The following is a 13,835-nucleotide window of genomic DNA, read 5'->3' as shown; positions in this document are numbered from 1 at the left end:
CTGTTGTCGGGTATCTATGACCTCCGCCCTTTGGTCAACACCAGCGTAAACGATGCGCTCCACCTCGACGAATCCACGGCGTGCGAGGTGAGTCCACAGTTCTTTGGTCTCGACGATTTCCCCAAGTCGATCGTTGCATGGGGCGCCGTCGAGACTACCGAGTTCAAACGTCAGAGCCGGGCTTTCGCGAGTGCGCTCGATTCAAAAGTGCGCCTTTTTTCACAATTCGAAGTTGCGGACCGCAACCATTTTGATCTGCCGTTCGACCTGGGTGATCGGACCACAGTGTTGGGCGAGGCAGTCCAGGCGTTGATCGATAGTACAAAAGGACCATGAAATGCCCCATTACCAGCCTCACACCCCCACGATTGTGGCTCCCGGCCGTTTCGGAAACGCCACGCTCCTGCGGGAAATGCCGATGACAACGCCGCAGACGCGGGAGCAAACAGCCGCGCGCACCAGTGGCGAACCGCTGCTTGGTCATCCGGGAGAAAGCAATCCGTACATCGATTACCAGTTCGTCGACCTTCTGCTATCGCTTCAGTGTCCGCGCAGCAGCGGATATGACGAGATGTGCTTCATCATCATGGGGCAGGTGAAAGAGCTGCTGTTCAAAGGCCTGCACTTCGAGCTATACAACGCGCGGGAACAGATCCGGAACGACAGTGTGCACGAGGCACTGGAAATACTTTCCCGCGCCCGGGAGTATGCAAGGTACATCACCGAATCCTGGGACCTACTATCCACCATCAGCACCGATGGATTCAACCAGTTCCGGGATTTTCTCGGGACCGCGTCCGGTCAGTTTTCGTTCATGTACCGTCATGTCGAATTCATCCTCGGCAACAAGAATGTGCGGCTCGCCCGCGCGCACAGCAACGTTCCGCACGTGTGGCCAGCCATGGAGCAAGCCCTGACGTCGCGCAGCCTCTACGACGAGGTGATCGCCTTGCTGTCGCGCCGCGGCTTCGACATTGCGCCTCGGGCTCTGGATCGTGACTGGAGCGAGGAATACCGGCACGACGATTCCGTGGAGAAGGCTTGGCTCGAGGTCTACGCAGATCCCGTTCCGGCGAACGAACTCTATCGCCTCGGCGAAGCGCTGTGCGCGCTGGCCGACCAGTTGTCGCAATACCGGTGGCGCCATTTCCTGTCGGTCGAGAAAATCATCGGTTTCAAACCGGGTACCGGTGGCTCCGCTGGCGTCCAGTGGCTCCGAAATGTGGTGGACCACCGGTTCTTCCCGGAACTCTGGACGATGCGAACGAAGATGTGAGGCGGCGACCCCGGGCATCGTCGGGTCCGCTTGCAGTCGATCGTCTGAATGTGAGTTGTCCTGCGCGTTCCCATGCCGTCGTTAAGGGATCCTAATTGCCATAAAGCCTCGCTGCGCCTGCTATTCCTGGCCAGAATAGCAGGCCCCGGATTTTTCATTATCCTTTTTTTTTCCGTGAACGAACAATAAAAGCATCCCACGCGGCATCGAAAAGCACGAAAGAGAAACAAAGCAGCGCGGTCACATTCCACATCTCACGAGACAAGGAGACTTAAAATGACAAGACGCCTAGATTGGCGCATTGCCATCATCACGATGGCGGCCACTTTCTGCGCGAATGTCCATGCACAGACCGTTGTCAAGCTTGGTTTTGCGGGGCCGCTGACTGGGCAGATCGCCAACCTCGGAAAAGACAACGAGCGCGGTGCGCAACTGGCGATCGAGGACATTAACGCGCAGCACCTCGTTATCGGCGGAAAGCAGGTCGTTCTTCAGCTCGACTCACAGGACGACGCAGCGGATCCTCGGACTGCGACACAGGTCGCGCAACGTCTGGTAGACGACGGGGTTGTCGCCGTCATCGGCCACATGACGTCGGGCACGTCCATCAGCGCGTCGAAGATCTACTCGGATGCGCATGTCGCGCAGATCACCCCTTCAGCCACCAACCCAGCGTACACGCAACAGGGCTTCGCCACGACCTTTCGCCTGGTTGCGACGGACGCCGTTCTTGGACCCGCGCTCGCGCAATATGCCTACGGAAACCTGCACGGAAAGACGGTTGCCGTCGTCGACGACGCTACTGCATATGGTCAGGGGCTCGCGGACGCATTTGTTGCGAGAGCCCAGAGCCTGGGCATGAAAGTTTTGTCGCATGATGAGACGAACGATAAAGCGATCGATTTCCGGGCCATCCTCACAAAGATCAAGGGGGAAGACCCCGCCCTGATCATGTACGGTGGCATGGAGGCGACGGCGGGTCCCTTCGCGAAACAGGCAAAGCAACTGGCCGTGTCAGCTCATGTCCTCGGAGGCGACGGCGTTTGCTCGGACGATCTGCCAAAGCTCGCGGGTGATGCTGCGGCCAACGTGATCTGTGCGCAAGCCGGTGCGCCGCTCGAAACCTTGTCTCAGGGGGCGGCCTTTAACGCCCGTTTCCAGAAACGATTCGGAGTACCTATCCTGCTGTACGCGCCGTCGAATTATGACGCGGTCAATGTCGTGGTCGCGGCCATGAAAAAAGCCGACTCCACGGACCCGGCGAAGATCGCGGCAGCAATTCGGAAAGTCAGCGTGACGGGAATTACCGGCCCGATACAGTTCGATGCGAAGGGAGATCTCGAGAGCGGAACGATTTCAATTTATCGCTATGAAAACGGAAAGAAGACGCTGATAAGCGTAGAAAAGCTCTGACGGGATGCAACTGGTGGGGCGGTCGCATGCCGACGATCGAGATTCCTCGTCCGGCAACGTTACCGCGAGAAGAAAATCGAGCCATGACCAGGCTCGTCGACCGGAAGATGCACGCGATGCCTTGAAAATGGGGCGTCGGTTTCGCTCGCGGCTTCGACCTGATCTTGCAGTGGAAATCGTTCGAAGCAAATGCCTGAGCGTCAGGCCGAATCATGTCTAAAAATGCTTAACGGACGTTGGAGAAGAAACAATGAAACGCATGAAACCTTTGGTGTTTTTCGGTGTGCTGACGTTCACGGCATCAGCTCATAGTGCTTTTGCCCAGAGTTCCGTTACCTTGTACGGACTCGTTGACACAAGTATCCGTTATCTCACCAATGCGAACGCGAAGAATGACGCGCAGCTTGCCATGGGTGAAGGCGTGGAAACGCCAAGTCGATTCGGTTTGCGCGGTAGCGAGGACCTGGGTGGCGGGACATCGGCGATATTCAAGCTGGAGAACCAGTTTCAGCTCTGGTCTGGCAAATTCGACAATGGCAACAACACGCTGTTCCAGCGTAACGCTTATGTTGGCGTTTCGAACACCCGTTACGGGACCCTAACGCTCGGTCGCCAGAAGACGCCCTTTTTCGACATGATGGGGAACATTTACGATCCTTTGACGGTGGGCGACTTCTGGCAGGATAGCTGGGTTTATAACCCGGTGGGGCCGTTCCTTTTCACCAACAGTTCCATCAAGTATGAGAATGACTTCGGCGGCTTACACGTCGAAGGCATTTACGGCTTGGGCGGCGTATCGGGCAGCACAGGCAAAAACAGCATGTATGGGCTCACTGCCTCGTACACACTGGGATCATTGCAGGCGATGGCGGGCTGGCAGCAAAACGATTTGGCGGGCAAGAAGTTCAACTTGGCGAACGTTGGGCTGGCCTTTGCGGTCACGCCGGGCTTGAAACTGCTGGCGGGCTGGCTGCATTCGCAGGACCAGACCGGCACGGCCGACCTCGCCGCGCAGCAGGCTGGCGCACCAGCGCTGCCGCACGTGAGCCCGAACCGCATCGACGACAACTTCTATGTCGGTTCGACGTGGCAGGCGAATGCTCCTCTGGCGCTGACCGCTGCCGGGTATTACGGCCATGCGCGCAATGCGGCAATGCTCGACGGTTCGCTAGGCTCGGGCATGAATTACTCGGCTACGCTGCTCGCCGAATACGCTCTTTCCAAGCGTACCGAGATCTACGGCACGGTGGACTTCACCCGCGGAACGGGCGCTTACCGCGCTGACTACCCAGGCCGCAACAACCAGACGGGCGTTGCTATCGGGCTACGCAACATTTTCTGATCCAGTCTGCGTTGAAAGAGCGGCCCTCAGGATCGATCCGGCCTTTGCACTCATCGAAACCCTGGCTTAAATGTCTTTTAACCCGCTGAGCAACGATTCCCTGATCCGGCGACTGCGGCTGAACCAGTTGCTGGTCTTCGAACGCGTGCTGGAAACCCGCTCTGTGATGCGTGCGGCGAATGAAATGAGCCTGACGCAGCCGGCTGTCACGAAGATCATTCAAGAACTTGAAGCGTGCTTGCAGGGCGAACTGTTTCAGCGTTCGAATCGGGGCGTTTCACCGACAGAGTTAGGGTTGCTGCTCGGCAGGCGGGTGAAGTCGCTGATGGCCGAACTGCGGTATATGACCGATGAGCTCAACGAGTTCCGCCTCGGGACGAGCGGCCACGTGATCGTCGGCACACTGATCTCGGCGTCCGCGCGCCTCCTGCCCCGAACGATTGCGACGCTCAAGGGCCGTGCCCCCGGGGTGCTGGTGACCGTCCGCGAGGGTACCCCTACGCAGCAGTTTCCAGCTTTGGCGACGGGCGACCTTGATCTCGTCGTGGGCCGCTTACCCGAGCGAGAGCTTCCGATCGCGACTGCATTTCCACTTAAACACGTCCCCTTGTTCGAGGAGTCGCTGTGCGCCGTCGTAGGGCGCGGTTATGGACCTTCTGCGCAAAGCGTTGCGCACCTTGGAGACCTATGCGGCTTTCCATGGATACTGCCAACCCCTGACTCGCCGTCGCGACTGGCTGCGGAACATTTGTTCCGGGCAGCCGGACTACCTTTGCCGGCGGACGTCGTGGAATCGCTTTCGCTGCTCACCAACATCGGCCTCCTGCTCGAAACGCCGAGCGTTGCGCTCATGCCGCGCTTGGCCGCTCAACAGTTCGTGGAAACGGGTCTTCTACGCATACTCGATCTACCCGAGACCGGCCGGTTCGGGACGGTCGGCTATTCAGTACGCTCCCTCAAGGAGCCCAGTGCGGCTTGCCGGACGTTCGTTGAATGCCTCCAGGAAGTCGCACGAGCGGACTCGTTGAGCGAGCCCCCGCTTCCCTAAGTGGTGCAGGAAGAGTGTTTGCCCCGGTATTACAGCTTCGCATAACAAGCACCGCAACTTTCATTATCCAGAATGGCTTCCGGCTTTTACACTTTTTCAACATATTAAGCAGGAGAAAGTCGTGAAACTGGAAGCAAAGGAAGTCACTGGTGCCGGGCGGCTGTTTCGTCATTATGTCGATGGCTCGTTTGTCGATACCGCGACGACGTTTGCGGATGTCAATCCGGTTGACGGAACGGTCGTCGCCCGTGTCTGCGAAGCCGACGAGCAGACGGTCGATCGCGCGGTACGTGCGGCCCGCGCCGCACAACGAGGTGAATGGGAGCGTTCAACGCCCGCGCAGCGAGCCGCCTGGCTTCATCGGATCGCAGATGGAATCGAGGCTCGTTTCGACGATTTCGTCGAAGCCGAGGTTGCCGACACCGGACGACCACTCGTTCAGGCCAGAACCCTGGATGTGACACGCGGCATTGCGAACTTTCGCACCTTCGCCAACCTGATCGTTAGTGCGGGGAGCGAATGCTTCGAGACGCACGCCGCGGATGGCGGCGAATACATGAATTACGTGATGCGCAAGCCGCTTGGCGTCGTGGGCATCATTTCGCCCTGGAATCTGCCGCTGCTGCTGCTGACGTGGAAGGTGGCACCGGCGCTCGCGATGGGCAACTGTGTCGTCGCCAAGCCTTCGGAAGAGACGCCGGGCAGCGCGACGCTCTTGGCGGAAGTCATCCATGAGGCCGGTCTCCCGCGCGGCGTTTTCAACCTCATTCACGGACATGGGCCGAATGCGGCGGGCGAATTCCTCACGCGCCATCCCGGGATTTCAGCGATCACCTTCACCGGCGAGTCGCGCACGGGCAGCACGATCATGAAGACCGTAGCCGATGGCGTGAAGGACGTCTCGTTCGAACTGGGCGGCAAGAATGCGGCCGTGGTATTCGCGGACGCGGACTTCGACGCGGCCGTGGAAGGGGTGCTCAAGTCGAGCTTTACGAACGCGGGGCAGGTATGCCTGTGCAGTGAGCGCGTGTATGTGGAGCGGCCAATCTTCGAGCGATTCGTGGCGGCGCTCAAGGCACGCAGCGAAGCGATCCGGGTAGGCGCACCCGGCGACCCGGACGCGACGATGGGCCCGCTCATCTCGCGCCGACACCGGGAGAAAGTCCTGTCGTATTTCCGGCTGGCCGTGGAAGAGGGCGCGACGGTCGTGACAGGCGGTGACGTTCCGCTATTCGGTGACGCGCGCGACGACGGCGCATTTGTCCAGCCCACCATCTGGACCGGCCTATCCGATACCGCACGCTGCGTGACCGAGGAAATCTTCGGGCCGGTGTGCCATATCGCCCCGTTCGATGGAGAGGACGAGGTGATCGGCCGCGTGAACGACAGCGCGTACGGTCTGGCGGCGAGCGTGTGGACCACCCATCTTGCACGCGGTCATCGGGTAGCGAAGCGCATACAGACCGGCATCGTGTGGCTGAACGCATGGTTCGTGCGCGATCTGCGCACGCCGTTCGGCGGCACGAAGCTGTCGGGGCTCGGCCGTGAGGGTGGAAGGCATTCGCTCGACTTCTATTCGGAGCTCACGAACGTCTGCGTGAGGATCGCATGAGTGCAATCGACATGAATGCGGCGGCAGAAATTGCGCGCCAGCTGCGCGACGCGCAGATGCACGGCGTACCGTGCGCACCGGTGCGCAACGCGATAGCGGCACTCGGCGGCGACCCGCTCGACGCCGCGTATGCGGTGCAGCGCATCAACACCGACCTTCGTCTGGCTACAGGCCGCCGGCTCGTGGGCCGCAAGATCGGGCTCACCTCGCAGGCGGTTCAGACGCAACTGGGCGTCGATCAGCCCGACTTCGGCACGCTGTTCGACGATATGGCGTTTTCCGACGGCGAGGAAATTTCACTGTCGCGAACCCAGCAGCCGAAGGTGGAGGCAGAGATCGCGCTCGTGCTCGAACGCGATCTGCCGCACGAGCGGCACACCATCGCCGACCTGCTGCGCGCGACGGCATACGCGCTTCCCGCCATCGAAGTCGTCGGAAGTCGCATTGCGAACTGGGACATCCGGCTGACCGACACCGTTGCCGATAATGCATCGAGCGGGCTTTTCGTGCTCGGCAACCGGCCGGTGAAGCTCGACGCGTTCGACGTGGTCGCCTGCGGCATGGTGATGGAGCTCAGCGGCCAGCAGGTAAGCGTTGGCGCCGGCGCAGCGTGTCTCGGCAACCCACTGTGTGCGGCGCTCTGGCTTGCCGACACGATGGTTCGCGTCGGCGCGCCGCTCGTCGCCGGCGACGTCGTACTCACGGGCGCATTGGGGCCGATGGTGCCTGCCGTGGGCGGCAATGCGTTCACTGCACGCATCCAGGGCCTCGGCAGCGTTAGTGCCGTTTTTTCACATCAAACGGGATCCTCGTCATGAGCGACAACAGCACCGACAACACAAACGCAGGCGCAAAGCTGGCCGTTGCCATCATCGGCTCCGGCAATATCGGCACCGACCTGATGGTCAAGGTGATGCGCAACGCGCGCCATCTACGCATGAGCGCGATGGCCGGCATCGATTCGGCGTCGGAGGGCTTGGCACGCGCAGCGAGGTTCGGCGTACTGACCACGGCCGGTGGCATCGAGGGGCTTGTGGGACTGCCGCAGTTCGCCGATATCGGTATCGTGTTCGATGCGACGTCGGCAGCAGCACACGCGCACCACGCAAACGTGTTGCGCCGGCACGGCGTGCAGGTCATCGATCTGACGCCCGCCGCCATCGGGCCTTTCGTCGTTCCCGTGGTTAATCTTTCCGAGCACCTGGGCGCGCCAAACATCAACATGGTGACCTGCGGTGGCCAGGCGACGATTCCCATTGTGCATGCCGTTTCGAGCGTCGCGCCGGTGCGCTACGCGGAGATCGTCGCATCGATCGCAAGTCGATCGGCAGGCCCGGGTACGCGCGCCAACATTGACGAGTTCACCGAAACTACTTCACGCGCGATTGAATCCGTCGGCGGCGCGGAGCGCGGGAAGGCGATCATCGTGCTGAACCCGGCCGAGCCGCCACTGATGATGCGCGATACCGTCTATTGCCTGACCGATGAGAGCGCGGACACCGAAGCCATTGAGTGTGCTGTCCATGCCATGGTGTCGGCCGTGGCGAGCTACGTCCCGGGCTACCGTCTCAAGCAACGTGTGCAGTTCGACCGCTACACCGTGGACAATCCGCTCGCGCTGCATGCGAACGAGCGTCGCGCCGGGCTGAAGGTCAGCGTCTTTCTGGAAGTGGAGGGTGCGGCACACTACCTGCCCGCGTATGCGGGCAACCTGGACATCATGACTTCGGCGGCGCTTGCCGCTGCGGAACAGATCGCAGCGCTTCATGTGGGTGCGTGACGGAGAATGACGATGAGCGTAGGGACAAAAAAAATTCATATCTCCGATGTGACGTTGCGTGACGGCATGCATGCGATCCGGCATCAGTATTCGACCGAGCAAGCGGTGGCGATCGCAATTGCGCTCGACGAAGCGGGCGTTGACAGCATCGAGGTCGCGCATGGCGACGGTCTTTCGGGCTCGAGCTTCAACTACGGCTTCGGCGCGCATACCGATCTGGAATGGATCCAAGCCGTGGCGGGCGTGGTAAATCGCGCTCGGGTGGCCACGCTTTTGCTGCCCGGCATCGGCACCGTGCACGACCTGCGAGCGGCCTACGACGTCGGCGTGCGCACCGTGCGCATTGCCACGCATTGCACGGAGGCCGACATTGCGAGGCAGCATATCGAATATGCGCGCCACCTTGGCATGGATACCGTGGGCTTTCTCATGATGTCCCACATGACCACGCCTGATGCAATGGCGGAGCAGGCGAAACTGATGGAAAGCTTCGGTGCTCAATGTGTCTACGTCGTGGACTCGGGCGGTGCGCTGAGTATGCGCGATGTAGCCGAGCGATTCGACGCGATGAAGCGGGTACTTGCCCCTGCGACCGAGACGGGGATGCACGCGCACCACAATCTCTCGCTTGGCGTGGCCAATTCGATCGTTGCGCTGGAGCACGGCTGCGACCGCATCGATGCTTCGCTGACCGGCATGGGAGCCGGCGCCGGCAATGCGCCGCTTGAAGTTTTCGTGGCCGCGGTGGATCGCATGAAACTCGATCACGGCTGCGACGTGAAACAACTCATCGACGCCGCTGAGGACATCGTGCGGCCACTGCAGGAACGGCCGGTGCGTGTAGACCGCGAAACGCTCGCACTGGGCTATGCCGGCGTGTATTCGAGCTTCCTGCGCCACACCGAGGCGGCCGCGGCAAAGTACGGGCTTTCTGCCTTCGACATCATGGTGGAACTGGGGCGCCGGCGCATGGTCGGCGGCCAGGAAGACATGATCGTCGACGTGGCGCTCGATCTGGTCAACGCCCATCGCGTTGCGCGCGAGGCGCAGGAGGCGGCATGAACGACCTCCACGCCATTGCCGCGCGTCTCGACGAAGCTGCGAGGCAGGCGGTCCCCATTGCTCAGCTGGCACCCGATGTTGCCTTATCGCTAGAAGAAGCGTACTTCGTGCAGCGGGCTTCGATCGAGCGACGCATTAGTCGTGGCGAACGTACGGTGGGCGTAAAGCTCGGCTTCACGAGTCGTGCGAAGATGATCCAGATGGGCGTGGACAGCCTGATATGGGGCTGGCTCACCGACGCGATGCTGGAAGAGGACGGCGCGCAGCTAGCGCTTGATCGTTTCATCCACCCGCGCGTCGAACCGGAGGTCTGCTTCCTGACGCGCCGCGACATCGACCGGCCACTCACGCTGCTCGAAGCGGCACAGTACCTCGAAGCGGTAGCACCTGCGCTCGAAATTATCGATTCGCGCTATCAGGACTTTCGCTTTTCGCTAGAAGATGTGGTTGCCGACAACTGCTCGTCAGCGGGCCTCACGATCGGACCGTGGACACGCAGCTTCGATGGTCTTGGCAACGCGGGCGTCGTCATGCGGGTGAACGGGCGCGTCGTGCAGACGGGCTCCTGCGCCGCGATTCTGGGCGATCCCCTGCGTTCGCTCGTTCAAGTCTCGCACCTTCTTTCGCAGAGCGGACTGATGTTGCCCGCGGGATCGCTGATCATGGCCGGCGCTGCCACGGCCGCTGTCTCGCTCCGGCCTGATTCGCATGTTCACTGCATTGTCAATGGCATTGGCAGTACTGAATTCATCACCCATCGAGGGTCATCATGAAGCAAGAAATCATTCATGAAGCGTGCGTCTTGGCCGACAAGGCCAGGCCCCGAGGTCGATTTCCGCATATCAAGCGGGCGGGCGACCTCCTGTTTGTATCCGGCACGAGTGCGCGGCGTCCCGACAACACGATCGCGGGCGCATCGGCTGACGAGATGGGCGCGATGACGCTCGACATTCACGAACAGACGCGGGCCGTGATCGAGAACATCCGGGATATCTTGCGCGGCGTGGGCGCGGACCTTTCGAACCTCGTCGAGATTTCGTCGTTCCTCGTCAACATGAACGATTTTCGTGGCTACAACGAAGTCTATGGCGAGTACTTTGACGAAACGGGCCCGACGCGCACGACGGTAGCCGTACACCAGCTGCCGCATCCGCACCTGCTCATCGAAATGAAGGCCGTGGCCTACGCGCCGAAACCATAACCGGGACCAGCGGTCCGCAAGCCGTTGCGGGCCGCCCTGAAGGGGCGAAAGATATGTTGACTTACGGTACGCCATTCAACTTCCAGCGATGGATCGACGAGCATGCCCACCTGCTCAAACCCCCCGTTGGCAACCAGCAGGTCTGGCAGGACAGCGACATCATCGTAACGGTTGTTGGGGGACCGAATCATCGGGCCGATTACCACGACGATCCGTACGAGGAGTTTTTCTATCAGTTGCGCGGTAACGCGTATCTGAACCTGTGGATCGATGGCCGCAAGGAGCGCCTCGACCTGCGCGAGGGCGATGTGTTCCTCCTTCCGCCGCACGTGCGCCACTCTCCGCAGCGACCCGAGACGGGCAGCGCGTGCCTTGTCATCGAACGGCAGCGGCCGCAGGGGGCGGTGGACGGCTTTGAATGGTATTGCGATGTCTGCGGCCATCTGGTGCACCGCGTGCAAGTGCAGCTCAAAAGCATCGTGACCGACCTGCCGCCGCTGTTCGACGCGTTCTACGCCTCCGAGGACCAGCGCCGCTGCCCGGCTTGCGGCCACGTTCACCCTGGTAAGGCTGCCTGAGAACCACCCGACGTTCAAAACGAACAACTGACGATGACACTTCGAATCGACATGCATTCCCATTTCTTCCCGCCCATCGGGCAGGACGAGGCGGCAGCGCTCGACGTGCAGCAAGCGCCGTGGCTGCGTATCGATGCGGATGGCCAGCGCGGCATGATCATGACCGGGAAGCGCACCTTCCGTCCCGTCTACCGCGCGCTATGGGACCCCGTCGCGCGACTGGAGGAACTGGATGCGCTCGGCGTGGATGTGCAACTGATGTGCGCGACACCGGTTATGTTCGGCTACCAGTATGGCGCGGCTGCCGCGCACGAGTGGGCGATGCGCATGAACGACCGCGCGCTCGAGCTGTGCGCGAATGCGCGCGGCCGACTCATGGTGCTCGCCCAGGTACCGCTGCAGGACATCGAGCTTGCCTGCCGCGAAGCGACGCGCGCCTTTCGTGCAGGTCATCGCGGCGTTCAGATAGGCAATCACGTTGGTCCGCGAGATCTCGACGACGAACATCTGGTCACCTTTCTTACGCACTGTGCGAACGAAGGCATTCCTGTGCTCGTGCACCCGTGGGACATGATGACCGACGGTCGTATGAGGAAGTGGATGCTCCCCTGGCTCGTTGCGATGCCGGCGGAAACGCAGCTCTCGATGCTTTCTCTGATCCTCTCGGGCGCGTTCGAGCGCATTCCGAGGTCGCTCCAGCTGTGCTTCGCGCATGGTGGCGGAAGCTTCGCCTTCCTGCTCGGGCGCGTGCAGAACGCGTGGGAGCAGCGCGACATCGTGCGGGAAAACTGTCCGAATCCGCCGGCTTCGTATGTCGACCGCTTTTACGTGGATAGTGCCGTATTCGACGCCGTCGCGCTCAGACTTCTCGTCGATACGATGGGCGAGAACCGCGTGATGCTGGGCTCCGACTATCCGTTCCCGCTAGGGGAGCAGAAGATCGGCGAACTGGTGGCGAGCCGCGCGGAGCTTTCAGTCACTGCAAAGGAAAAGATTCTCGGCGGCAACGCCCAGCGATTTTTTGGCTTGCCTGATGTCGCCGGCGTGCGAACCGCATGAGCGCCCGAAGCTGGCGCGTGCGCCTGTACCTGTTTTACACAATGGAAGACTGACCTGATGAAGAACCGGGACCACTTCGGTGCGCTCGACGCGGCTGACCCGCTCGCCCACTGCCGCGCACGTTTCCAACTGCCTGCGGATACCATATATCTGGACGGCAATTCACTCGGCGCGATGCCGGGGAACGTCCCCGCGCGCATGAAAAGGGCGCTCGAACAGGAGTGGGCACACGGCCTGATCCGCTCCTGGAACGATGCTGACTGGTATCCGGCGCCTCAACGCACCGGGGACAAGATCGCGAGGCTGATCGGCGCGGGGCAGGGCGAGGTAATCGTGGCCGATTCGACGTCGGTAAACCTCTTCAAGGTACTGGTCGCGGCGACGCGCATGCGTCCGCGCCGCGGCACGATACTGGCGGAACGTACCAACTTTCCGACCGACGTTTATGTGGCGTCGAGTGTGGCGGAAATGACGGGATGCGAATTGCGCTGCGTCGATCCCGACGATGTACTTGCCGCCATCGACGACTCGGTGGCGATTGTCTCGCTCACACAGGTGAACTACAAGACGGGCAAGCTTTACGATATGGAAGCGGTGACCCGGCGTGCGCATGAAGCCGGCGCACTGATTGTCTGGGACCTTTGTCATAGCGCGGGGGCGATGCCTGTGCATCTGAACGGCTGTGAAGTGGATTTCGCCGTGGGCTGCGGCTACAAATATCTCAACGGTGGCCCGGGCGCCCCTGCGTACGTGTTTGTCGCGGCGCGTCACCTGGACGCAGTGCGCCAGCCGTTGACAGGCTGGCACGGACACGCGAAACCGTTCGATTTCACCCATGACTACGCGCCGCATCCGAGCATCGATCGCATGCTGACCGGAACGGCGCCGCAATTGGGCGTGATCGCCCTGGAAAGCGCACTGGACGCCTTCGACGGGGTCGACCTGGATGCGTTGCGTGCCAAAAGCACTGCGCTCGGCGATCTTTTCATCGAACTGACAGACCAGGAACTGGCAGGACTGGGATGCACGCTTGCCTCGCCGCGCGATGCGCGGGAGCGCGGCAGCCAGGTCTCGCTTGCTCACGAACAGGGTTACGCCATCATGCAGGCGCTGATCGCGCGCAACGTGATCGGTGACTTCCGTGCTCCCGACATCCTGCGCTTCGGGTTTGCGCCGCTTTATGTGCGCTATGTCGATATCTGGGACACGGTTGCCGCGCTCAAAGACATTATCGGCACCGGTGTATGGAATGCGGAGGAGTTTCTGACGCGCAAGTCAGTGACCTGAAGATACCGCAGACAGGCCCTTATTTCGTGGGCTATGACGAGCGGCTCCTCGGCGAAGAGTAGCGCTATAGCGCCAATGGCATTCGGCGCGATGCTCGGTCGGACCCATCAATGGGGATGGGCGTACATGTCGCTCGCCGTCGCGGGGCTCGTTGCGTTTTTCGCCGCGGTGGGGTTG

General features: G+C 61.2%; 13 protein-coding genes and 1 pseudogene. All 14 read left to right on the top strand.

Features of this window, described 5'->3' with window-relative positions; translation table 11 throughout:
• A pseudogene (locus ACTHNZ_RS12685) lies at positions 1-336 on the top strand (alpha/beta hydrolase); the annotation flags it as partial.
• A gap of 1 nt (position 337) precedes the next feature.
• Complete coding sequence (locus ACTHNZ_RS12680; protein WP_440542843.1) at positions 338-1,276, top strand: tryptophan 2,3-dioxygenase; 939 nt, start codon at positions 338-340, stop codon at positions 1,274-1,276.
• Between the two features lie 276 nt (positions 1,277-1,552).
• On the top strand, positions 1,553-2,689 hold the full coding sequence (locus ACTHNZ_RS12675; RefSeq protein WP_440542842.1) for a branched-chain amino acid ABC transporter substrate-binding protein: 1,137 nt from the start codon (positions 1,553-1,555) through the stop codon (positions 2,687-2,689).
• Between the two features lie 259 nt (positions 2,690-2,948).
• A complete protein-coding gene (locus ACTHNZ_RS12670) occupies positions 2,949-4,031 on the top strand; it encodes a porin (RefSeq protein WP_440542846.1) in 1,083 nt (360 codons plus the stop codon).
• Between the two features lie 70 nt (positions 4,032-4,101).
• A complete protein-coding gene (locus tag ACTHNZ_RS12665; RefSeq protein ID WP_440542841.1) occupies positions 4,102-5,079 on the top strand; it encodes a LysR family transcriptional regulator in 978 nt (325 codons plus the stop codon).
• 121 nt (positions 5,080-5,200) lie between these two features.
• Positions 5,201-6,691 carry a 2-hydroxymuconic semialdehyde dehydrogenase gene (locus tag ACTHNZ_RS12660; protein ID WP_440542840.1) on the top strand — a complete coding sequence of 497 codons (1,491 nt, stop codon included), beginning with the start codon at positions 5,201-5,203 and terminating at the stop codon, positions 6,689-6,691.
• The gene (locus ACTHNZ_RS12655; protein WP_440542839.1) at positions 6,688-7,509 is read left to right on the top strand and encodes a 2-keto-4-pentenoate hydratase; all 822 of its coding nucleotides are present in this window, start codon (positions 6,688-6,690) and stop codon (positions 7,507-7,509) included. Before ACTHNZ_RS12660 ends, ACTHNZ_RS12655 begins: the two co-directional genes overlap by 4 nt.
• A complete protein-coding gene (locus ACTHNZ_RS12650) occupies positions 7,506-8,471 on the top strand; it encodes an acetaldehyde dehydrogenase (acetylating) (protein ID WP_440542838.1) in 966 nt (321 codons plus the stop codon). Before ACTHNZ_RS12655 ends, ACTHNZ_RS12650 begins: the two co-directional genes overlap by 4 nt.
• A gap of 12 nt (positions 8,472-8,483) precedes the next feature.
• Positions 8,484-9,533, top strand: coding sequence for a 4-hydroxy-2-oxovalerate aldolase (dmpG, locus tag ACTHNZ_RS12645; RefSeq protein ID WP_440542837.1), 1,050 nt, complete (start codon positions 8,484-8,486; stop codon positions 9,531-9,533).
• Complete coding sequence (locus ACTHNZ_RS12640) at positions 9,530-10,306, top strand: 2-keto-4-pentenoate hydratase (protein WP_440542836.1); 777 nt, start codon at positions 9,530-9,532, stop codon at positions 10,304-10,306. The genes dmpG and ACTHNZ_RS12640 overlap by 4 nt, the downstream gene beginning before the upstream one ends.
• Positions 10,303-10,734, top strand: coding sequence for a RidA family protein (locus ACTHNZ_RS12635; protein ID WP_440542835.1), 432 nt, complete (start codon positions 10,303-10,305; stop codon positions 10,732-10,734). Before ACTHNZ_RS12640 ends, ACTHNZ_RS12635 begins: the two co-directional genes overlap by 4 nt.
• 53 nt (positions 10,735-10,787) lie before the next feature.
• Positions 10,788-11,312 carry a 3-hydroxyanthranilate 3,4-dioxygenase gene (locus ACTHNZ_RS12630; protein ID WP_440542834.1) on the top strand — a complete coding sequence of 175 codons (525 nt, stop codon included), beginning with the start codon at positions 10,788-10,790 and terminating at the stop codon, positions 11,310-11,312.
• Between the two features lie 33 nt (positions 11,313-11,345).
• A complete protein-coding gene (locus ACTHNZ_RS12625; RefSeq protein ID WP_440542833.1) occupies positions 11,346-12,371 on the top strand; it encodes an amidohydrolase family protein in 1,026 nt (341 codons plus the stop codon).
• A 57-nt stretch (positions 12,372-12,428) separates the two neighbouring features.
• A complete protein-coding gene (kynU, locus tag ACTHNZ_RS12620; RefSeq protein WP_440542832.1) occupies positions 12,429-13,658 on the top strand; it encodes a kynureninase in 1,230 nt (409 codons plus the stop codon).
• Positions 13,659-13,835: the final 177 nt, after the last annotated feature.

The sequence above is a fragment of the Trinickia sp. genome, from assembly GCF_051953955.1.
In the GTDB taxonomy this organism is placed as follows: Bacteria; Pseudomonadota; Gammaproteobacteria; order Burkholderiales; family Burkholderiaceae; genus Trinickia.
The sequence above is the reverse complement of the archived record's forward strand: the minus strand, read 5'-3'. Positions and strand labels throughout refer to the sequence as shown.